Genomic DNA, 22,930 nt, shown 5'->3' on the forward strand with positions numbered 1-22,930 from the left:
TCATAAAGGAATTTCTTTTTTCATATAAATAAACGGGTGATGATTCATATGAAAAAAACGATGTCTTTTATTATCCTTTTTGCTTTATGTACATGTTTATATAAACCAGTGATTCATGTATCATCATCAAAATTATTAAATCAAAGAGTGATTGTATTAGACCCAGGTCATGGTGGTTTAGATAATGGTGCCAGTGTAGCAGGGGTGGATGAGGATACTTTAAATTTGAAAATCAGTTTTGCTTTAAAAGAGGAATTAGAATCACGAGGGGCTACAGTATATATGACACGTACTGATGATCAAGATATGACAAAAAGAAATTATAACTATTCTAAACAAGATGATATGTATCTAAGAGCTTTGCAAGTAGATGCATATCAACCAGATCTATTTTTGAGTATACATCTTAATTCTTCCACATCTAGTGCTTGGGGTTCTCAAGTGTTTTATTATAAAAAAAGTGAAGATGGAAAAAGATTAGCCAATTGCATTCATGATCAGATGAAAACATTAACAGGAACAAGGAAGAATGTTTCATCAAGTAGTTTTTATATTTTACGTGCAACTCAATCATTGGGAGTTTTAATAGAATGTGGTTTTTTATCTAATGCTAATGAACGAGGACAATTAAAAAGTCGTGCGTATCATCAAAAATTAGCAATTGTCATTAGTGATGGTATAGAAGACTATTTTCATTCACTAGCAGCACCTCTATAAAAATATATATAAAAACGAAAAAAAGTATTGACGAAAAATGAAGGCTATGCTAATATATTAGGGCAGTCGTTAATGGGCCTGTAGCTCAGCTGGTTAGAGCGCACCCCTGATAAGGGTGAGGTCGATGGTTCAAGTCCATTCAGGCCCACCATTAATTACTGTCACATATATACATGGGCCTGTAGCTCAGCTGGTTAGAGCGCACCCCTGATAAGGGTGAGGTCGATGGTTCAAGTCCATTCAGGCCCACCATGTATAATATATATTTTTATGGGGCTTTAGCTCAGCTGGGAGAGCGCCTGCTTTGCACGCAGGAGGTCAGCGGTTCGATCCCGCTAAGCTCCACCATATAGGATATAACCTGCATTGGATGTTTTATAAAGCATTTGATACAGGTTTTTTGTTATTTCATGGAAAATAGTCTATAATAATAAAAAGAGGTGATTAACGATGTGTACAGCTTTTCAATGTCATGGATATTTTGGAAGAAATCTTGATTTAGAAACAGGATTTCAAGAAGAAGTTGTTGTTACACCAAGATTCTATAATTTTCCATTCAAAAATGGAACGGATTTTAAAAATCAATATGCTTTGATAGGTATGGCAACAGTTGTTGAAGATTATCCATTATATGCTGAAGCAATGAATGAAAAAGGTTTATGTATGGCTGGCTTATATTTTCCAGATAATGCACATTATTTTGATCAAGAAGATAAAAAGTTAAATCTAACACCTTATGAATTAATTCCTTATTTTTTAGGTCAATATCAAAGTGTTCATGAAATCAAATCCATCATACATCAACTCCATATCATCAATATACCATTTCTGCCACAAATGCCTTTAGCTCCTTTGCATTGGATTATTGCTGATCAAAACGAAAGTCTAATTTTAGAATCAACAAAAACAGGGTTGCAGATATATGAAGATTCATTACATATATTGACAAATAATCCACCTTATCCATATCATCACTGGAATGTTCATCATTATATGCATTTAACATCAGCATATCCACAAGATAATTTGATTCATCAAAATATGAAACCTTATGGTAATGGTTTAGGAACAGTTGGATTACCGGGTGATTATTCTCCTGCATCACGCTTTATTAAAGCGTTATGGTTAAAAGACAATGCAAAGATGAGTGATTGTGAACATGAAAATATCAGCCAGATTTTTCATATTTTAGATGCTGTCGCAATGGTCAAAGGTTCAGTAAAAACAATGAAAAATCAAGATGATTATACGGTTTATTCCTGTTGTATGAGCATGGATCAGTTGACTTACTATTATAAAACATATGATAATAATCAAATTCAAGGTATACAAATGAAAAAACTTGATCTTCAAGCTTCTCAATTATATATATTTATTTTAAATAGACAACAAAATATCCAATATTATGAAACTGCTTAGGCAGTTTCTTTTGTTTATTATTGATAATAAAAATATTAAAAATGAAACATTTTAAAATAAAGAAGTAAGATATACTTTTTTCTAGAAAATGAAATGATTTTAGCGCTATGAGTTTCATAATAGGAGGAGGAAAAAACATGAATTTTTTTAATAAGCTGCAAGTAGGCTTAGAAAAAATTGTCGGACCATTTGCAACAATGGTCGCTAACAGTAAGTATATTAAAGCCTTAACAGAAGGGTTTATGTATACTATGCCAATTACTTTAGGTGTAGCAGTTATTGCTGTCTTATCTAATTTGCCTATTGATCCATGGGTTGATTTTTTAAACAGTACAGGATTATATACAGTAGGGCAAGAGGTTGTATCTTTAACATTATCTTTACTTGCTATTTATGTTGTGGGAGCAATTGGATATTGTTTTACTAGAAATGAAGGGGAACAAGGTATTATTGGAGCTGTCATGTCAACAGCAGCCTTTATTATTTTAATGCCGATTCAAACATTTACAAATGAAGCAGGAACTTCTGTATCAGCTTTATCAACAAGCTATATGGGTAGTGATGGAATTTTCTTAGCTTTGATCTTAGGTTTATTGATTCCTAGACTATACTGTTATTTAATGAGTAAGAATTTAAAATTAAAATTACCAGATTCTGTTCCACCTATGGTAAGTATGTCATTAGCACCAACATTTGTCGCTATGATTATCTTTACATTTGTTTTTGCCTTAAAATGGGCATGTACATTTACACCATATGGTAATGTCTTTAATGTTGTTTCAACATTGATTGGTCAACCTATTTCATATTTTGGAGCTTCACCAATTTCATTAATTATTGTTTTCTCATTAATGAATTTAATCTGGTTCTTTGGAATTCATCCAAATGCTATTTTAATGCCATATATGCCTGTATTAATGATGGCCTCTATGGCAAATACAGAAGCTTTTCTAGCTGGAGAAACAATGCCTTATCTTGTGTTTGGAATCTTAGGGGCATGTGTGCAAATTGGTGGTGCTGGAAATACATTAGGATTATGTATTGCGACATTATTTGCGAAATCAGAAAAATATAAAGCTATGCGAAAACTTGTGATTCCAGCTAATATTTTTAATATTAATGAGCCAATTATATTTGGTTTCCCAATCATGTTAAATCCATTATATGTTATCCCAATGGTCTTTTCACCAGCTGCATCTGGACTTGTTGCTTGGGCATTAATTGGTATTTTCCCAATTCAGTTTAATCCAACAATTTCAATGCCTTGGGTTACACCTGGATTTATTACAACGTTCTTCCAAGGTGGTATATTCATGTTGTTGTTATGGTTAATCAGTTTGGCTATTCATTTTATCATGTATTTACCATTCTTCTTAATTGATGACAACAATGCATTAAAACAAGAACAGGAAATGAAAGCTCAATAGAAGTTTGTATTGACAAACTTCTTTTTTGAAAGGAGAAGATATTATGGCAAAAATACAATGTAATGTTATTTCTTATACACTGATGAGAACTGTTGATATTGATGTTATTTTACCAACAGTGACAATTCCTGAAAGTATGATGAATCAAGGAAAGATTCATCATGACTACCATCAAAAGTTTCCAGTATTATATCTATTGCATGGTTTTGGAAATAATCATGCACAGTGGTGTGGTTATACAAATGTTGAATTATATGCTGAAGAACGACAGATTGCTGTGGTTATGATTTCAGGTGAAAATAAAAAATATATCGATCAAGATGAGGATTTATTTGCAGATTTTATAGAAAATGAATTACCAGAATTTATTACTCAAGTTTTCCCAGTTTCTACAAGAAAAGAAGATACTTATATTGCAGGACTTTCTATGGGGGGATTTGGTGCTCTTTATCATGGATTGAGTCATCCAGAAAAATATAGGGCTATTGGTGCATTTTCACCAGGTATTGAAATGCAAGGAAATCCAATTGATCTTTATGAAGTTTTGGAACAATGTCAACAAGAGATTCCTATTTATATGGCTTGTGGTGATCAGGATTTCCTGTATGATACAAATGTTGAATTTGTTAAAAGTCTTCAACAAAAAAAGATGCCATTAACATGGTTCAGTGTTCCTGGTTATGAACACGAATGGCGTTTCTGGGATAAATGTATTGAGGAATTTTTGGATTGGATTCCACGCAGTGATGCTTATGCAAATGCAAAAAGAAAAATTTAAGGAGGTAAAATATGGGATTTCCTAAAGACTTTTTATGGGGTGGTGCTACAGCAGCCAATCAATACGAAGGTGGTTATTTGAGTGGTGGTAAAGGTTTAGCGACTGCTGATACCATTACAAATGGTGATCAAAAACATCCTCGACGTATTATGATTGAACTTGAGGATGGAACAAAAAAAGAAATTAATCGTTTTGAAGATGTGCCAAAAGGTGCAAAAGCTATTGTTGACGAAGATGTTTATTATCCAAGTCATGTAGCAACTGATTTTTATCATCACTATAAAGAAGATATTGCTTTAATGGGTGAAATGGGATATAAAACATTTAGAATGTCCATTAACTGGTCACGTATTTTTCCTCATGGTGATGATGATCAACCTAATGAAGAAGGTTTAAAATTCTATGATGATGTTTTTGATGAATGCCATAAATATGGAATTGAACCACTTGTGACAATTAATCATTTTGATTTACCACTTCATTTAGCTCATCAATATGAAGGCTGGTTAGATCGTAGAACAATAGATTTCTTTATGAACTACTGTCGTACTATTTTTACGCGTTATCAAAATAAAGTTAAATACTGGTTGACTTTTAATGAAATTAATTTTTTAAGAGATTATTCTACTTTAGGTATTACAGAAGCATCCAATCCTCAAAAACAGCAACAGGCCATTTATCATTTGTTACTTGCTAGTGCAAAAGCTGTTTATTTAGGACATCAAATCAATCCTGATTTTCAGATTGGTTTAATGATCGCTAATATTCTTTTCTATCCTGAAACATGCAATCCAAATGACGCTATTGCTGAAATGGAAATGGCGAGAGATTTTAAAGATTTTTATTATGATGTACAATGTCGTGGTTATTATCCAAGTTATAAATTAAAAGAGTTAGAAAGACAGAATGTGGTGCTTCAAAAAGAAGATGGAGATGATCAGATATTACTTTTAGGAACAGTCGATTTTATTTCATTTAGTTATTATAATTCAGCAGTAATAGCAACACGTGAAAATACTGAAAAATCTGGAGGTAATCAATTAGGTGGTGTTAAAAACCCATATCTAGAAGAAAGTGAATGGGGATGGCCAATTGATCCACAAGGTTTAAGACTTGTTTTAAATCGACTCTATGATAAATATCAATTACCATTGATGATTGTTGAAAATGGTTTAGGGGCATTGGATCATGTTGAGGAAGATGGTTCTATCCAAGATGATTATCGTATTGATTATTTAAGAAAGCATATTCAACAAATTCAAAAAGCTATTGATTATGACGGTGTAGATGTTATAGGTTATACACCTTGGGGCTGTATTGATCTTGTTTCTGCTGGAACAGGAGAAATGAAAAAACGTTATGGCTTTGTCTATGTTGATATGGATGATTTAGGACAAGGAACACTTCAAAGAACACGTAAGAAATCTTTTGAGTGGTATAAAAAAGTCATTCGTACAAATGGAAAAGATCTTGATTGATGTGATATAGAAAAATATGTTAGAATGTTGCTGGTGATAAAGATGCGATTGATTTTTGATGAAGAATATGAAGATGTTGATAGTAGTATACGTAATTATGATAGTAATAAATACTGCTTATTTATAGATTCTGCTGGACATAATGAAAATAAATCTATCATAGATGTTCATTGGCATGAATGGCTGGAAATTGTTCATATTATTGATGGGCATATGATAACAATGACACCTGAAGGACTATTTGAAGTGAATCCTGGTGATGTGATTGTGATTGGAATGCAGGCACTTCATAAAATGATTGGCAATGCTGGTAATTTTCGTTTCCAATGTCTGCATATCAATATTGGTTTTATTTTACAACATATGCCTTCAACTTTACTTATTGATAAAGTCTTTATGATTAAAGATCAAAAGTCTTTTATTGATTTGTTTTCCCAAGTTATTTTAAAAATGAATCATGATGATATTGTTTCTCAATTAGAATATAAAGCATCCCTTCTTTCCTTATTATCCCAATGTTTAAAAGAAAGTCATTATGATCCTACATCCTATCATCATGAAAACAACGATACTTTTTCAAGAATTCTTTTCTATGTCAGTACGCATTATCGAGAAGATATTTCTTTACAGTATTTATCAAATCATTTTGGTTATACAACGCAACATATTTCATTAATGTTTAAACGTTATTTAAATACAAATTATTATACTTATTTAACGAAATTACGTTTAGATCGTGCAAAATTCTTATTAATGACATCACAAAAACGTATTATAGATATTGCTTTTGAATGTGGCTTTTCTAGTGAGCATACCTTAATTAATCATTTTAAGAAATGGTATGGAAAAACACCATCTCAATATCGTAAACAGGAACATTCATAAATAGACGGGGACTTTTCTTTAAAAAAGTCCCTCTTTTATAGGAGGTTAAAATGAAAGAAAAAGTATTAGTCATTGATGTAGGTGGAACATTTATTAAGTATGGTTTAATTGATGAACAGTGTCATTTAACACAGACATCAAAAATAAAAACACCTTATGAGTCACAGGAACATTTTTTAGAAACATTACAAAATATTTATTTTTCTTTTCAACAAGAAAATATTCAAGGGATTGCGATGAGTGTACCAGGAAAAATAGATGTTGAAAATGGTGTCATGTTGACAAGTGGGGCACTGGTTTATTTAGAAGGGTTAGAACTTGCTAAAAGATTATCTGCTTTATGCCATGATATTCCTGTATCTGTTGAAAATGATGGTAAAGCTGCAGCTTTATGTGAATCATGGGTAGGACAGGCAAAAGAATGTCAAAGCTGCGTCGTTTTGATTTTTGGTTCTGGTATAGGTGGAGGTATTGTCATTGATCATCAGGTACTACGAGGTTTAGATTTGATTGCAGGAGAATTTAGTCCTATTTTTGTTGATTTGCGTCAAGGACAATATGAGAGTTTTGCTGGAACATATTCAACATTAGCTATTGTTAAAAAAGTCCAAGACATCAAACAAGATGAAAATATTGATGGAGAAGCCATGATGCAGCTTTATCGTCAAAAAGATCAAGAAGTGATTTCAGTCATGGATGATTGGTTTGAAGCAATAGCTAAGTTTTGTTATAACATTGATAATATCATCAATCCTGAATGTATTTGTATTGGAGGAGGAATCAGCCAAGACCCACTGTTTGTAGAAAAAATTCAGGAAAAGATTGACAAAATCTTTACAAAGGCTTATCTGTTTAGAAAACCGCAAGTGAAAACTTGTCAATATCATAATGATTCTAATTTGATTGGTGCTTACTATACATATTGTCAACTTTATAATAAAGGTGGTGTGAAATAATGAAATTAATTTTACGTGCAGATGATTTAGGCATCAGTGAAGGTGTCAATTATGGTATCTTAAAAGCTATTCAAGATGGTGTAATCAGTTGTGTGGGGCTGATGCCTAATATGGAAAGTGCAAAGCATGGCTATCAATTAATCAAAGATTTAGATATTTGTTTAGGACAACATACAAATATTTGCTTAGGAAAACCGGTTTGTTCTCCTGATCTTATTCCTTCTTTGGTTAATGAAAATGGGGAATTTTATTCAAGTCATGATATTAACCATCGTCAAGAAGATACAATCAATATTTTAGAGTGTGAGTTGGAAATTGAAGCACAATTACAAAGATTTATTGAAATCACAGGTCAAAAACCAGAGTATTTTGAGGGACATGCTGTTTTTTCAAGAAATTATTTACAGGCTTTAGAAAATGTGGCTGCCAGGCATCATTTATTTTATGACAATCCGATGGATCAACAATGGCAAAAACAATATCGTATTCAATCTTTAGATTTCTTTGCTTTTGATGAAAGTGGACTCTATGACCCTTATCAATATTTTGAAAGTCAATTATCAAATATTCAAAGAAATGAATGCAGTTTGGTGGTTTTTCATCCTGGTTATCTTGACCAATATATTTTAGAACATTCTTCATATACATTGATTAGACCAATGGAATGTGAATTTTTATGTAGTCAGTGGTTAAAAGACTGGTTAAAACATCATCATATTGAAGTCGCCAGTTTTCGAGATTATCAATAAAACATTTGTTTTCAGTAAAAGGAGTACCACTCCTTTTTTTCTTGCTTAATCATAAAAACAAAGTATAATATCCTTATATAGGAGTCAGTTATGGAAAAATATATTAGTGCTTACATTATAACTTTTTATATATATGGTTTTGCTGGATGGATTTGGGAGTCACTCATTTGCCCTATTATGACGAGACATAGGATCAAAAACAGTGGTTTTTTAAATGGACCCATTGTTCCTATTTATGGAGTAGGAGCTTTAACAGTGTCTTTACTATTCTCTCCAACAGAAAGTTATTTATCTATTTTTATTGAAGGGGCTTTTGTAGCTTGTGTGATTGAATATTTAACATCTTGGGGTATGGAAAAGATTTACCATCGTCGCTGGTGGGATTATTCTGATAAAGCTTTTCATGTCAATGGGAGAGTATGTCTAGAAGGCTTTCTTGTTTTTGGATTATTTAGTGTAATAGCAGTGAAATATGTTCAACCCATGTTATTGGAGTGGATTATGCAATATGGTTTAATTACTTTGGTTGTTTTTGCGACTATGCTGACAACACTTTTTGGTATTGATTTTATTTATACAGTTGTTTCTTTAATGCATTTGGATGAACGTTTAGATGCATTAAGAAAAGATATGGAATTGACGGTTCAGACATTGATTGAAAATGTTGAACAGAGTAGACATGATTTTGAAGAAATTATGGAATTGTGGAAAGAAAATGATCATGAGAGTTATCGTCAGTGGGTTCATGAAAAATCTATGATGGAAAGACGTATTATGAAAGCTTTCCCAATGTTGATGCAACATCAAGGAAAAGAGGAGAAAGAAGATGGCAAGAAGTAAACGTGATAATTATCTATCTCGTACTTTTCATGGCTTAGCTGCTGGATATTTTATGAGTTTTGTTTTAGGAACAATCTGTCAGGAAATAGGACAATTGTTTCATCTTTCATTGTTGAATCAATGGGGAATTATACTCACTTATATGCTTGGTCCTATTATTGGTACCACAATGGCATGGTGTATGGAAGCAAAAGGTATCAATTTAGTGACAGCGTGTTTAGCCGGTATGATTGGTGCAGGAACTTTAGTCGTTGATGGCAGTCATGTGACATTAACAACGGGCTCTCCTTTTCTAGCTTATCTGGCAGTGATTTTGACTGTAGAAGTTGTTCGACTCATTCAAGGAAAAACATCACTGGATTGGCTTTTAGCCCCTATAGTTGCGTTAATATGTAGTGGAGTCTTCATCTGGTTTATTAAGCCATTTTATTTACAATTGTTATACTGGTTTCAAGATTTGATGTTACAATGTACACAGCTACCACTTGTTTTGATGGGAATGTGTGTAGCCTTATTGAGTGCTATGATTACAACATCACCATTGACATCACTCTTTTTAATGTCGGTTTTAAGTGGGTTAGATGGCGTGGCTTTGGGTTGTGTTTTGGCAGGTGTCTGTGGACAGATGGTAGGATTGGCAGTTATGTCTATTCATGATAATCCTATTGGAAATGTTTTGGCTGTCAGTATAGGAACAAGTTTTTTACAGTTCAAAAACATAATCAAAAGACCTTTGATCTGGGTGCCACCTCTTATCGCAAGTCTTATCAGCGGTATATTGACAGCGTTATTGTCTTTAAGCTGTACTGTTCAAGGGGCTTCACTTGGTTTAACAGGACTTATAGGATTACGTGAAGCAATGCGTTTGATGTCACCTACTTATTGGATTGTCTTTATTTTGATAGATGTTGTTTTACCAATGGGTATTTGTTTTGGTATGTATAAGGTTATGAGAAAATTAAATTATATAAAAAGTGGAGATATGTATATATCTGGAATATGAAAAGGTGAGGGAAATGAAATTAAGTGAATTATTGAAGGAATTAGATTATCAATTTATACAAGGAGAATTAGATAATGAAGTAACACAAATTGATTATGATTCAAGATGTGTAAAAGAGGGAAGTTTATTTGTCTGTATTCCTGGTGCGAAAGTCGATGGACATTCTTTTATCAAACAGGTTATTCAAAATGGTGCGAAAACAATTGTTGTGGAACATCCTGTAGAATATCAGCAAGGCATTACATATATCATGGTTGAAAATGCAAGAAAGGCATTGGCTTTACTTTCTTGTGCTTTCTTTCATCATCCAAGTCGTGAAATGACAGTGATTGGTTTAACCGGAACCAAAGGAAAAACAACAACGTCTTATATGGTGGCATCTATTTTAGAAAAGGCTCATCAAAAAGTAGGTATTATTGGAACAATTGGTTCTATGATTAATGGTGAGTTAAGAAAAACGAAAAATACGACACCGGAATCTTTTGAATTGCAGCGTTTAATGCGTGAAATGGTCGATGCAGGATGTGAATATTGTGTCATGGAAGTATCTTCACAAGGTTTAATGTTAGACCGTGTCACAGGTATTGATTTTGATATCGGTGTTTTTACAAACCTATCTCCTGATCATATTGGTGAAAATGAACATCATTCTTTTGAACATTATATGTCATGTAAAAAGAAATTATTTCAAATGTGTCGTATAGGTTTATTCAATAGAGATGATGACCATTATTTAGATATGATTGATCAGGCAAAATGTCAAATCAAAACTTATTCTATTCAACAGCCAAGTGACTTACAAGCTTCACATATTGAACTTTATAAAGAAGAAAATATTTTGGGTGTCACATTTGATACAAAGGGAGCCATTGAAGCATCATTCCAGACGAATATACCTGGAAAATTCAGTGTCTATAATTCATTAGTAGCAATTATGATTTGTCATTTATTACACATTGATATTCCTTATATTCAAGCAGCTTTAAAAAAGGTTAGTGTAAAAGGACGTGTTGAAATTGTTCCTGTTCCACGCCCTTATACGGTATTGATTGATTATGCACATAATGCTTTATCATTTGATAGTATTTTATCCACTATGAGTGAATACCATCCTCATCGTATATATTGTGTCTATGGTTTAGGAGGACATCGAGATGTTCATCGTCGTTATGATGCAGGTGCTATTGTCGCTAAATATCATGCTTTTTCTATCTTAACAGCGGACAATCCACGTGGCGAATCTGTTCATGATATATGTGACAATATTATTGAAGGTATTCAACAGGAAAAAGGCGAATATATTGTCATTGAAGATCGTCAAGAAGCCATTCACTATGCTTTAAGTCATGCTCAAGAGGGAGATGTTATTCTTTGTTTAGGAAAAGGACATGAAGATTATCAGATTTTAAATGATGAACCATTACCTTTTAGTGAACGACAAATCATTGAGGAATATTTTCAAGAAAAGGACTAAAAAAGACTTTGATTTCATATAGTATTTTTGGTGATACATATGAAAAAAGTCTTTTTTTATAGTCTAATATTTATTATTGCTTGTTTGATTTGTATATATTTTTATTTTCAACCCAAAATCATTTTTGTAGATCAGGAAATTCATTTGGCTTTATATCAAGAAGTGAATCCTTTACAATATATTCAAAAACTTTCACATATAGAAATAGATGACATTCAAGTAGATAATCAAGTTGATAATGGAAAGCTTGGAAAATATCAGATTCATTATTCTTATCAACAAAAAACATATAGTTTAACTGTTTATATTGATGATATGTTAGCACCTCAATTTGAAATTCAAAATAGAACGATTCTCAAAAATGAAACAGTAAAACCCGAAGAACTTGTTAAAAATATTCAAGATGATTCAGATACAAAGGTATATTTTGTAAAAGAATATATTTTTGATGAAGAAAAAACATATCAGGTAGGCGTTGTTGTTGAAGATAGTTATGGCAATAAAACAGAAAAAAACGCTTATATTCAAGTCCAGAATCAAGATAAGCAGCCTCCCACAGTGACAGGGTTAACCCCTATTACATTACTTATTGGTGATGAAATAGATTTAAAAAAAGATGTTGTTGTCAAAGATGACCATGATGAATCTCCACTATTAACAATTGATGATTCTAAGTTAAATATTCGTCAAATGGGTGAATATGAAGTTTATTATCATGTTAAAGATGCGAGTGGAAATGAAGATACACTGATAAGAAAAGTAGAAGTTTTAAGTCAATACGATAATCGAGAAGCTCTCAAAGATGGTATCAAGACATGTTATTTAACGTTTGATGATGGACCATCATCAAATACCAAAGAGATTTTAGATATTTTAGATGAATATCATATTAAAGCGACTTTCTTTGTGACAGGAACTTCTCCCAAAGATTTCCATTATATTAAAGAAGCCTATCAAAAAGGACATACGATAGGTTTACACACATATAGTCATGATTATGAATATATTTATAGTTCTTTAAAGAATTATATTAGTGATTTAAATAAAATTAAGGATGTTGTTTATCAACAAATAGGAAAGAATGTTGATTTGATACGTTTTCCCGGTGGTTCTAGTAATTTAGTTTCTAAAAAATATAATGAAGGCATTATGACACGTTTAACAAAAAAAGTCATTGATTTAGGTTATCAGTACTATGATTGGACTTCTATTAATGGTGATGGAGAAGGTATTAAAACGGTTGATGGTCTTATTAAAAAAGCAAAGGAAGAAATTGGTGAACAGGAAGATATTATGTTTTTAATGCATGATAGTGGTACACAGGAAAATACTGTCAAAGCTTTACCTGCTATTTTGGATTATTTGATTGAACAGGGCTATGTTTTCCAAATTTTAGATGAAACATCTCCTACTTTTCATCATCATGTCCAAAATTAATCAAATTTATCTTGCCTATCACGTGGCGTTATCCTTTATAATAAAGGTAACAGGAGGGAAGAATATAATGTATACAACAGGTGAAGTTGCCAAAATATGTCATGTCAGCAAAAGGACAGTGCAATATTATGATTATGAGGGAATTGTCCAACCATCTCAAATTCTTGAACATGGAAAAAGAGTATATTCTAAAGAAGATATCCAAAAATTTCAATTGGTTTTACTATATAAAGATTTGGGTTTATCTTTAAAAGATATTCGTTATATTTTTGAACAAGATCATCAAGATACTCTTTTAATTCAAATACTAGAACAACAATACCAAAAAAATCAAAAACAGCTGACACATCTCCAACAACAAAATCAAGAAATATCTGTTTTATTACAGGAACTTCAGAATAATCATGCATTAACTGTCTTTAATTACCAAGAATTACATGACTTGATTAAAGATCAGAAATATCAAAAAACAATTCATTTGACTTATCTTTTTCTATGTTTATATGTTCTTGTTATGATATTTACAATATTTTTAAGTCGCTTTATTCATGATAAATATGTTGCTTATATGTTTATTTTTGATTTCATTTTATTACTCATGTTAATCAAATTCCATCAATCACACTATGCTTATATTTGCCCTCAATGTCATCAAAGAATAACGATTTCTTTTTTTCAGGATTTATTATGTCTTCATAATGGAAGCAAAGGAAAATATTTGAAATGTCCTCATTGTCATCATCGTTCCTGGATGAAAGAAACCTATCGTGATGAATCTTGAATGATTTGAAAAAAGTTTTGAAGTTGTGGACTGATTGATTGATTTGTAATAACTCCATAAGGAATCTGATAATCTTGACTGAGAGGAATATGAACAAGTGATGGATGAACACTTTTCCAGCATTCTAAAGATAATAAGAGATTTTGTGTCTTAGCACATTGATTAAAAGTGGAAGTATCATAGGAAGGTTCAATATCCATAATTTCTATATGCGGACAGTGAGTGAGCAAATCTTGTCTTATTTTATCATTAATAGGGCTATAGTTTGTTTTCATAATCATGATTTTTTCATGACTCAAATCTTGCCAGTGGATGATTTTATTATGAGCAAGAGGATGGCGCTTATTTATGGCGATTTGAAAATGATAATGTCCTAGTGGAATAAAACGATATATAGCATCCTTGTATAAAGCGTTATAAGGTCCAATTAAACAATCAAATTGAGATCCTAATAATTGTAAACGATGAGCATCATCTGTAAAAGGGACCATTTGTATGTCAAATTGCGGGTAATGATGGCTGATTTGTTCCCATATTTTCATTAAAGGCTGACAGGGATAAAGTGTTGATACACCAACACGAATAAGAACGGGTAAATGAAGATTAGCTTCTTGTACTTTTAAAATGATCTGTTGACTTAAGCTCATGATATGTTTCGTTTCATCATAAAGAACTTGCCCGGCAGGTGTGAGGCTAATGCCTTGATGACTACGATAAAAGAGTTGTGTTTGTAGCTGTTCTTCTAAAGTGTTCATTTGTTTAATAACAGCTGTATGTGTAAGAAATAAATGTTGTGCTGCTTTTGAAAAACTTCCCTTTTTAACAACCATCATAAAAACATCTAAAATGGGATTATACATATAAAACCTCCTAGTAGAAACTTTAAGTTTCTACTATTGTATCATCTTAAAACTTCTCAATCAATGAGGTTTTCTTTACAATAACAATAGAAAGAGAGGTTAAGATCATGAAAAAACGTATGATTGGAAATTTAGAAGTATCTGAAATTGGTATGGGATGTATGGGATTTTCACATGGATATGGAAAAGCTCCCAGCGAACTGGATAGTATTCAAGCTATTTACAAAGCTTATGAAGCTGGATGTACATTTTTTGATACTGCTGAAAGTTATGGGAAAGAACAATTCTATTCTGGACATAATGAACAGTTAGTAGGAAAAGCAGTTGAATCATTTAGAAAGAAAATAATTCTTGCGACAAAATTACATATTCATAATGATGAACTCAATAATCAAGAAACATTGTATGATATTGTTTTTAGACATTTACAACAATCTCTAAAAAATTTAAGAACAGATTATATTGATTTATATTATCTGCATCGTATTAATGAAAATATACCTGTTGAAGATGTCGCCAAAGTCATGGGACAGTTGATTCAAGAAGGCTATATCAAAGGATGGGGATTATCACAGGTGACAGTAGATACATTGGATAAAGCTCATCATGTGACACCAGTAACTGCCGTACAAAATCTTTATTCAATGATAGAAAGAGATTGTGAAAAAGAAGTCATTCCATATTGTTTGAAACATCATATTGGTGTCGTTGCTTTTTCACCTATTGGCAGTGGCTTTTTATCAGGTAAAGTTACAACACATACTCATTTTGAAGGTGATGATGTTCGTCAATGGGTTCCACAGTTATCAAAAGAAAATATATCAAAAAATCAGCCAATCATTGAATTATTGAACCAATATGCACAAAAGAAAAAAGCAACCTTGGCTCAAATTTCTCTAGCATGGATGTTATATAAATATCCTCATGTCGTGCCTATTCCGGGTTCTAAAAATCAAGAAAGAATCTTAGAAAACTTAAATGCCAGTCAAGTGATATTGACTGATGAAGAATTTAATCAATTAGAAAAAGCACTGCATAATATTGAAATTTATGGACATCGAGGTATAGAAGAATCAGAAGGAAAAACATTTAGTCAAAACTGGCAAAAATAAATGAAAAAACATCTCTTTTGTTGTATCATAAAAAAGAGGTGTTTTTATGCTTTTAAATGAACAACAATATCAACATGCATTTCATTTATTATGTCGTTTAGAACCAAAAAGTCTATTTTTATTAGAATTTGAACAATGGTTTCAACAAACTTTTCATTTAAAACTCTATGATTACTTTTATGATCAGACACATGATAATCAATCCAGATTGAAACTTTTATTATGGAATCATCAAGAGTGCCAAAAGATGAAGAAAGGTATTCATTTTGATGAAACAAAACAACAGAAAATTGGTAAACAATTTGTTTTTCTTTGTCAAAAATATCATATACACACAAAATCACCTTCGATTATTACTTATGACACATTAGAAGATGAAATAAGAAAAAGAATTTTAAAACAGGTACAAAAAGAAATACAAAGTATTCATAGACCTTATATATGGAAAATAGAAATTATTTTTGATCAAGTACATGTTTTCTATAAAACGGATGAGCAATGTGAAGCTTGTCAGCAAACTGGTATATCGCAAGAAATCAATCAAAAAATTTTAAACATAGTCAAGCCATTGGATTCATTTCATGTTTTTCATGACAATTTTTCTTGTGTATTTACGAGTCAACAGACATTAAATGAAAAATATGATGGGAAAATGTTTTTATATACGAGATAAATTCAAGTATTTATAACTTGAATTTCAAGTTGTTATAAAACAAAATAATAATGAAAGTGAGGAGTTGAAACAATGATCTTAAGAAAAGATTTTTTATGGGGTGGAGCAGTGACTGCTCATCAAAGTGAAGGTGCATACAATGAAGGAGGAAAAGTTCCAGCTGTCTGTGATTTAACTGTTACTGGAAAATTCTCTGATTTTAAAGATGGTATTGATAGCTATCATAGATACCAGGAAGATTTTGATTTATATCAAGAAATGGGATTTAATGCTTATCGTTTTTCAATGGACTGGTCAAGACTGATGAGTGATGAAAACACATATAATGAAACAGGGTTTGAATTCTATGATCAATTTGTTGATGCATTAAAAGAAAGAGGAATGGAACCTATTCCTACATTATATCATTTTGAAATGCCAGTAGTTTTACAAGAAAAATATAATGGTTTTGCCAGTCGTAAAGTAGTAGATATTTTTGTAGAACTATGCAAAAAAATTGTAGATCGTTATAAAGATAAAGTTCATTACTGGATTATTTTTAATGAACAAAATGGTATCTTACAAAAAGGACCTAAAATGTTTTTTGGAGGAATTTGTCCTGAAGGAATGAATCCTCAGACTTTTGACAATCAGATTATGCATAATACATTAATTGCTCATAGTTTGGTCAATGACTATATTCATCAACAGGGTGGAAAAGTCATGGGTATGGCAACTGTTGTACAAAGTTATCCTGAAACTTGTCATCCTTTAGATACACTTGAAAGTATGAAAGCACAGAGTGAAGCTTATGTTTTCTTAGATGTTTTTGCAAGAGGACATTACAACTCTTATTATTATGCCAATATGAAAAATGAAGGAACAATACCTGAAATTCTTGATGGTGATTTAGATATTTTAAAATTAGGAAAAACGGATTATTTATCTATTAGTTATTACATGTCTACGATTTCTCATTATGGTGAAGAAAGTTTAACAAATGTAGAAGATGTTGTGATTAAGAAAAATCCTTATTTGGAAATGTCTGAATTTGGATGGACAATTGATCCTGTTGGTTTAAGAATTACATTACGTCAGTTATACGATCGTTATGAAATGCCTATCTATGTTGTAGAAAATGGTTTTGGATGTGATGATGAAATCAATGAAAATGGGGAAATCATTGATGATTATCGTATTGATTATATGAGAAAACATATTGCGGAAATGAAAAAAGCTGTTGAAGAAGGAGTAGACTGTCGAGGATATCTTGTTTGGGGACCTGTTGATATTTTAAGTAGTCGTGCGAATATGAATAAACGTTATGGTATGGTTTATGTTAATCGTACAAATGATGATTTGAAAGATTTAAAGAGAATGAAGAAAAAATCTTTTGGATGGTATAAACATGTTATTGAAACAAATGGGGAAGAATTGTAAAAGTCATGAATACATGGCTTTTTCGTTTATCTGATGATATATTATAAATAATAGGTGTGGAGGTGAGCATATGAAGGTGACTATGAAAGATATAGCCAAAAAATTGAATATTTCTATTAATGCTGTTTCAATTGCATTAAATGATAAACCAGGTGTGAGTGATGAAATGCGTTTATTAATTTTACGTACAGCTGATGAAATGGGCTATATTAATGAAAAGAGGAAATATTTATCTGTGTTTTCAAGGTCTAATATTTGTATATTGATGCAGAGTTATTATGCTGATACAGGGCATTTCTATTCCATTGTTTTAAAATCTATTGTAGAAGAAGCTAAAAATTTGGGATATTCATCTATAATGAATTATTTTGAAGATCAGCATATGGAAATACCAGAATGTATTACAGAGAGAAAAGTAGCTGGAATTATTATTATTGGTAAGATTTCTGATATGAATTTAAGGAAATTAAAGATAACTGGAATACCTATTGTATTGGTTGATTTTACATCATTGTATGATAGCTTGGATTGTGTATTGACACACAATAAACAAGGTGGTTATATGATGACAAATTATATTATACAAAAAGGATATCGAAAAATAGGATTTTTTGGTGATTTAGATTATTCTTTAAGTTTTCAAGATCGTTTTTTAGGATATAAATTAGCTTTGATGAATCATCAAGTAATCAATACATTTAATGATGATGCTTATATTCAAAAATATTCATTTTTAGATCATATTGAAAAATATGTTCTCAATCACCAAACTGATGAGATAGAAAAAAGACTTCAATCAAAAGAATTGCCTGAAGTTTTGATTTGTGCTAATGATTCTAATGCTTTTATTGTTATACAGGCATTAACAAATTTAGGAATAAAAGTTCCTGAAGATATAGGTGTGACCGGCTTTGATGATACACCATTAGCAGCAAAGTTGAAACCGCCACTAACAACTATGCAAGTACAAAAAGAAAGTATGGGGAAGGAAGCAGTGCATCGTTTAGTAGATCGTATTCAAAGAAAGGATTATATTCAAAAAACAGAATTATTAAGTGTTCAACTCATAGAAAGATCTTCTGTGCAATGAAAATTTATTGAATTTAAAAAAGGAGTTAGTTCAACTCCAATGTCATGTATATTTTTTCTTTAGAGAAGATGATTAATATTTTGAATAGCTGTTTCAATACGCTGTAATGCTTCTTCTTTACCAAAAATATGAATTAATTCTACAGCACCACCGGCACTAGAACGTTTGTTTGTTAGAGCAGCTCTAACAGGTTCCATGATTTGACCATTTTTAAGTCCATTTTCTCTAGCAAGTTCTCTAAAAAATGTAAGAATATGATCATCATTTTGAAAATCTTTGATTTCATGAAAATGCTTTTCTACAAGTGTTAAAGCATGTAAAGATTTTTCAGGATTGGTTTTGAATTTTTTATGTGTATAAATAGTGATATCAAAAGGAAGGGGCTGATTGATAAAATCAAGCAGTTCTTGAATAATATCATCTTGAATTTGTAGAAGTCTAGGTTGAAGAATACGTGAAATTTCTAAGTCGTCAACAGGTTGAGATATAAAATGATAGTGAGGTTGTAATAATTGATGAAATTGAGATAAAGGCATTTGTCTTAAGTACATACCATTCATCCACTTGAGTTTTTCTAGATCAAAGATGGCAGGAGCTTTCGATATATGATGAACATCAAATTGTTGTATAAGTTCTTCTAAAGACAGGATTTCATTGCTTTCAGGGGACCAGCCTAGTAGTGCTATATAATTGATAATGGCTTGAGGAAGAAACCCTTGCTTCTTGAGATCAAGATATGAAGCATCGCCATCTCTTTTACTGAGTTTATGAGTTTCATCTTTGTTGACAGTTGGCAGATGAATATAAGTTGGAATTTCCCAATCAAAAGCTTGATAAATTAAATTATATTTAGGTGTACTAGAAAGATATTCGTTTCCTCTGACAACATGTGTGATATGCATCAAATGATCATCAATAACATTAGCAAAATTGTAAGTAGGGAAGCCATCGCTTTTTATAAGAATACCTTCATTTAAAGTTTTATTTTCAACTTCAATATGTCCATAGACTTCATCATCAAAAGAAGTTATTCCTGTTTGGGGAATGGTTTGTCTAATGACATAAGGTTCACCATTTTGGATTTTTTGTTGAATATCATCTGGTGATAAATCTAGGCAAGGGTCGTGGTCTTCAATATCATTTAAACAAAAACAATAATGAGCACCACCCAATTTGATTAATTCTTGAGCATAATGATGATAGATATCTAATCTCTGTGATTGAATATAAGGTCCATAATGACCATGCTCAGGACCTTCATCATAATGTAATCCTGTTTCATCTAATATTTGTAAAATAAGCTCAAAAGCTCCAGCAACTTCTCTTTTTTGATCGGTATCTTCAATCCTTAAAATAAAATCTCCCTTTTCTTTTTTCGCAATCAAATAACAATATAAAGCTGTTCTTAAATTACCTATATGCATATACCCAGTAGGACTAGGTGCAAAACGTGTACGAATTTTCATTTTCCTCTTTACTCCTTTTAAAAAAAGATATATAATAAACGTTGTGATTGGGGTATAGCCAAGTGGTAAGGCATCAGACTCTGAATCTGACATTTCCTTGGTTCGAATCCAAGTACCCCAGCCATTGTGTTTATAAAGGAATCACGATTGTGGTTCTTTTTTTATTTTATCACTTTATGACTTAAAAAACTATCTTTGATTCATATTAAAAATAACCACAGCTGTGGTTATTTATGATATGTTTCTTTTCTTATAATTTTAAATGCACGATAAATCTGTTCAGCCAGAATAACACGCATAAGCTGATGAGGGAAAGTCATTTTAGAAAAGCTAATACGTTTATTGGCTCTTGTCAGAACATCTTCACCATGTCCTAAAGAACCACCAATGACAAAATCAATCGTACTTTTACCATGAAGCATACAATCTTCAATAGATTCAGCAAATTGAATAGAATCTACTTCTTTTCCTTGAACATCTAATAAAATCATATAATCATCTTGTTTTACTTTATCTAAAATACGTCGACCTTCTTTAGATTTCACAATCATTTCTTCAGCCAATGAAGGATTTTCAGGTATTCTTTCATCTCCAACTTCTATGACTTCTACATCACAATAAGCTGATAATCTTTTTAAATACTCTTTGACTCCTTCTTCTAAATACTTTTCTTTTAATTTACCAACACAAATGATTTTAATTTTCATAATTTCCTCCTGATACAACATCAATTTGACTGGCCACTTTAATATTTGAAAAAGCAATCTGTTCTTCTTGAAATACTTGTCGATAAGTTGCTAGAGCCAGTTCTTCTGTATTGGCTTCTTGCGATAAGTGTGCCAATACAATTTCTTTTGTTTTTTCTCCAATAACCTCACACATCAAATGGGCACTATATTCATTGTTAAGATGTCCCATATCATTTAAAATACGATTCTTTAAAAACATGGGTCTTTTAGTCGCCATTAACATTTCAATATCATGATTACTTTCAATAATATAATAATCAAGATTTTTCATAAATTGACGATTTTTTTGTGATACATAGCCTGTATCCGTCATATATAATAGTTGTTCTTGTCCATTACTAATCACAAAACCAATGGGGTCACTGGCATCATGAGATGTTCTTAATGTGAAAACATCAAAAACACCAAATTGACGATGTGTATAAGGAACAAGCGTATGGTATTCATCTAAGTCTTTGATATTCTTTTTGGCACTATAAATTTTTCCTGCATCAAAGATATGAATATTTTTATTGTGGTCATAATGATCATGGGTTAAAAAAACATATGTAATGTCATTTTCTTGAAATCCTAATTGATTTAATTTAAATAAAAGTTGTTTTCGGGTAATTCCACAATCAATCAATATTCCACATTGTTGATCATATATGAATGTTGCATTACCTTTTGAGCCACTTGCTAAAATATGAAATTCCATAATTCAACTCCTTTGTGTATTTATTATACAAATTTGAACATAAAAAAACAACTTTTTCATTTATGAAAAATTTAACATGGATTTAAAAATATGATAAAATAGAATTATAAAGGAGGGGTATTTATGCCTAGAATTATTACAATCGCAAGAGAATATGGATCTGGTGGTCGTTTAATTGCTCAACGTGTTGCAGAGAAATTGGGAATCTTTTATTATGATAATGAAATTATTGATCTTGCTGCAAGAGAATTGGGATTTGATGTTGATACAATTCGTCGTGTATCTGAAGAAAAATCTTCAAGTTTTATGTATACTTTATCTTCTACAGCTTTTACTTTACCATTGAATGATCAGGTTTTTGCAATGCAATCTAAAATTATTCGTCATATTGCTGAAAATGATACATGTATTATTGTTAATGGAGTTGCTGATTATATTTTGGAAGATTTTGATGATGTTCTCACTATTTTTATTCATGCACCTTTTGAATCAAGAGTAAGACGTGTCAAAGAAGATTATCAAGAAGAACATGATGATTATAAAAAATTTGTTATGAAAAAAGATAAAGCCAGAAGTAATTATTATAACTACTATACAACAAAGAAGTGGGGACAGTTAAAGAATTTTGATTTGACGATTAATAGTGATTTTGGTATTGAAGAAGTCGCAGATATTATCGTTGCTTTATATCAAAAAGGAGAACATCGTCAAAAATAATGAAATGAATTGATAACTTTTGTTTTTATGCCTATATAATAGAAAAGATTATGATGAAATAAAAAACCTGCCATTGGCAGGTTCTGGCTCTATACTAAAACTGGAGGGGAAGTAATATTCAAAACTTCATCTTCCAGTTTTTTTATATAATAATAGACATAGTCGATAACTCGTTTTACAATTAGTTCACCACAAACAAAATG

Annotated in this window: 22 protein-coding genes and 4 tRNA genes; 22 read left to right on the forward strand and 4 right to left on the reverse strand. The window is 31.3% G+C overall.

Annotated features, from left to right (window positions below; genetic code table 11):
* Positions 1 to 48: 48 nt before the first annotated feature.
* From B5E75_RS06710 to B5E75_RS06785, 16 genes are all read left to right on the forward strand, one after another.
* Entirely contained in the window at positions 49 to 717 is a 669-nt protein-coding gene (locus B5E75_RS06710) for an N-acetylmuramoyl-L-alanine amidase (protein WP_087357993.1), read from the forward strand.
* A 74-nt stretch (positions 718 to 791) separates the two neighbouring features.
* A tRNA-Ile gene (locus B5E75_RS06715) sits at positions 792 to 868 on the forward strand.
* Positions 869 to 892: 24 nt separating this feature from the next.
* A tRNA-Ile gene (locus B5E75_RS06720) sits at positions 893 to 969 on the forward strand.
* 20 nt (positions 970 to 989) lie between these two features.
* A tRNA-Ala gene (locus B5E75_RS06725) sits at positions 990 to 1,065 on the forward strand.
* A 102-nt stretch (positions 1,066 to 1,167) separates the two neighbouring features.
* Positions 1,168 to 2,136, forward strand: a complete 969-nt coding sequence (gene bsh, locus B5E75_RS06730; protein ID WP_087357994.1) for a choloylglycine hydrolase — start codon at positions 1,168 to 1,170, stop codon at positions 2,134 to 2,136.
* A 137-nt stretch (positions 2,137 to 2,273) separates the two neighbouring features.
* Positions 2,274 to 3,563, forward strand: a complete 1,290-nt coding sequence (locus B5E75_RS06735; RefSeq protein WP_087357995.1) for a PTS sugar transporter subunit IIC — start codon at positions 2,274 to 2,276, stop codon at positions 3,561 to 3,563.
* Between the two features lie 43 nt (positions 3,564 to 3,606).
* Entirely contained in the window at positions 3,607 to 4,341 is a 735-nt protein-coding gene (locus B5E75_RS06740; protein WP_087357996.1) for an alpha/beta hydrolase, read from the forward strand.
* Between the two features lie 11 nt (positions 4,342 to 4,352).
* On the forward strand, positions 4,353 to 5,819 hold the full coding sequence (locus B5E75_RS06745) for a glycoside hydrolase family 1 protein (protein ID WP_087357997.1): 1,467 nt from the start codon (positions 4,353 to 4,355) through the stop codon (positions 5,817 to 5,819).
* A 42-nt stretch (positions 5,820 to 5,861) separates the two neighbouring features.
* Entirely contained in the window at positions 5,862 to 6,704 is an 843-nt protein-coding gene (locus B5E75_RS06750) for a helix-turn-helix transcriptional regulator (protein ID WP_241146637.1), read from the forward strand.
* 50 nt (positions 6,705 to 6,754) lie between these two features.
* Positions 6,755 to 7,660: an ROK family protein gene (locus tag B5E75_RS06755; protein WP_087357999.1), complete on the forward strand. Its 906-nt coding sequence runs from the start codon at positions 6,755 to 6,757 to the stop codon at positions 7,658 to 7,660.
* Complete coding sequence (locus tag B5E75_RS06760; protein ID WP_087358000.1) at positions 7,660 to 8,409, forward strand: ChbG/HpnK family deacetylase; 750 nt, start codon at positions 7,660 to 7,662, stop codon at positions 8,407 to 8,409. The genes B5E75_RS06755 and B5E75_RS06760 overlap by 1 nt, the downstream gene beginning before the upstream one ends.
* Before the next feature lie 90 nt (positions 8,410 to 8,499).
* On the forward strand, positions 8,500 to 9,249 hold the full coding sequence (locus B5E75_RS06765; RefSeq protein ID WP_087358001.1) for a putative ABC transporter permease: 750 nt from the start codon (positions 8,500 to 8,502) through the stop codon (positions 9,247 to 9,249).
* Positions 9,236 to 10,252, forward strand: a complete 1,017-nt coding sequence (locus B5E75_RS06770; RefSeq protein ID WP_087358002.1) for a PTS sugar transporter subunit IIC — start codon at positions 9,236 to 9,238, stop codon at positions 10,250 to 10,252. The genes B5E75_RS06765 and B5E75_RS06770 overlap by 14 nt, the downstream gene beginning before the upstream one ends.
* A 13-nt stretch (positions 10,253 to 10,265) precedes the next feature.
* The gene (locus B5E75_RS06775; protein ID WP_087358003.1) at positions 10,266 to 11,726 is read left to right on the forward strand and encodes a UDP-N-acetylmuramoyl-L-alanyl-D-glutamate--2,6-diaminopimelate ligase; all 1,461 of its coding nucleotides are present in this window, start codon (positions 10,266 to 10,268) and stop codon (positions 11,724 to 11,726) included.
* 39 nt (positions 11,727 to 11,765) lie between these two features.
* On the forward strand, positions 11,766 to 13,163 hold the full coding sequence (locus B5E75_RS06780; protein WP_087358004.1) for a polysaccharide deacetylase family protein: 1,398 nt from the start codon (positions 11,766 to 11,768) through the stop codon (positions 13,161 to 13,163).
* Between the two features lie 67 nt (positions 13,164 to 13,230).
* The gene (locus tag B5E75_RS06785) at positions 13,231 to 13,944 is read left to right on the forward strand and encodes a MerR family transcriptional regulator (RefSeq protein ID WP_162607648.1); all 714 of its coding nucleotides are present in this window, start codon (positions 13,231 to 13,233) and stop codon (positions 13,942 to 13,944) included.
* On the opposite strand, the gene B5E75_RS06790 is transcribed toward B5E75_RS06785, so the two are convergent.
* Positions 13,926 to 14,804 carry a LysR family transcriptional regulator gene (locus tag B5E75_RS06790; protein ID WP_087358006.1) on the reverse strand — a complete coding sequence of 293 codons (879 nt, stop codon included), beginning with the start codon at positions 14,802 to 14,804 and terminating at the stop codon, positions 13,926 to 13,928. The two genes, B5E75_RS06785 and B5E75_RS06790, sit on opposite strands and share 19 nt — an antisense overlap.
* Positions 14,805 to 14,911: 107 nt before the next feature.
* On the opposite strand from B5E75_RS06790, the gene B5E75_RS06795 reads away from it, so the two are divergent.
* From B5E75_RS06795 to B5E75_RS06810, 4 genes are all read left to right on the forward strand, one after another.
* Positions 14,912 to 15,916: an aldo/keto reductase gene (locus B5E75_RS06795; protein ID WP_087358007.1), complete on the forward strand. Its 1,005-nt coding sequence runs from the start codon at positions 14,912 to 14,914 to the stop codon at positions 15,914 to 15,916.
* A gap of 46 nt (positions 15,917 to 15,962) precedes the next feature.
* Complete coding sequence (locus B5E75_RS06800; protein ID WP_087358008.1) at positions 15,963 to 16,589, forward strand: hypothetical protein; 627 nt, start codon at positions 15,963 to 15,965, stop codon at positions 16,587 to 16,589.
* A 75-nt stretch (positions 16,590 to 16,664) separates the two neighbouring features.
* Positions 16,665 to 18,008: a glycoside hydrolase family 1 protein gene (locus tag B5E75_RS06805; protein ID WP_087358015.1), complete on the forward strand. Its 1,344-nt coding sequence runs from the start codon at positions 16,665 to 16,667 to the stop codon at positions 18,006 to 18,008.
* Between the two features lie 70 nt (positions 18,009 to 18,078).
* Positions 18,079 to 19,098, forward strand: coding sequence for a LacI family DNA-binding transcriptional regulator (locus B5E75_RS06810; RefSeq protein ID WP_087358009.1), 1,020 nt, complete (start codon positions 18,079 to 18,081; stop codon positions 19,096 to 19,098).
* A 59-nt stretch (positions 19,099 to 19,157) separates the two neighbouring features.
* Here the strand turns inward: B5E75_RS06810 and gltX are convergent, their stop codons facing one another.
* Positions 19,158 to 20,564 carry a glutamate--tRNA ligase gene (gene gltX / locus B5E75_RS06815; RefSeq protein WP_087358010.1) on the reverse strand — a complete coding sequence of 469 codons (1,407 nt, stop codon included), beginning with the start codon at positions 20,562 to 20,564 and terminating at the stop codon, positions 19,158 to 19,160.
* A 48-nt stretch (positions 20,565 to 20,612) separates the two neighbouring features.
* Between gltX and B5E75_RS06820 the strand changes: the two genes are divergently transcribed.
* Positions 20,613 to 20,688: transfer RNA gene (locus B5E75_RS06820), tRNA-Gln, on the forward strand.
* 103 nt (positions 20,689 to 20,791) lie between these two features.
* Here the strand turns inward: B5E75_RS06820 and rlmH are convergent.
* On the reverse strand, positions 20,792 to 21,271 hold the full coding sequence (gene rlmH, locus B5E75_RS06825) for a 23S rRNA (pseudouridine(1915)-N(3))-methyltransferase RlmH (RefSeq protein ID WP_087358011.1): 480 nt from the start codon (positions 21,269 to 21,271) through the stop codon (positions 20,792 to 20,794).
* Positions 21,261 to 22,010 (reverse strand): MBL fold metallo-hydrolase, encoded by a 750-nt coding sequence (locus B5E75_RS06830; protein WP_087358012.1) that lies wholly within the window; start codon positions 22,008 to 22,010, stop codon positions 21,261 to 21,263. Before B5E75_RS06830 ends, rlmH begins: the two co-directional genes overlap by 11 nt.
* 123 nt (positions 22,011 to 22,133) lie before the next feature.
* Between B5E75_RS06830 and B5E75_RS06835 the strand changes: the two genes are divergently transcribed.
* Positions 22,134 to 22,727, forward strand: coding sequence for a cytidylate kinase-like family protein (locus B5E75_RS06835; protein WP_087358013.1), 594 nt, complete (start codon positions 22,134 to 22,136; stop codon positions 22,725 to 22,727).
* Positions 22,728 to 22,930: the final 203 nt, after the last annotated feature.

The sequence above is a fragment of the Massiliimicrobium timonense genome, assembly GCF_002160865.1.
GTDB lineage: Bacteria > Bacillota_I > Bacilli_A > Erysipelotrichales > Coprobacillaceae > Allocoprobacillus.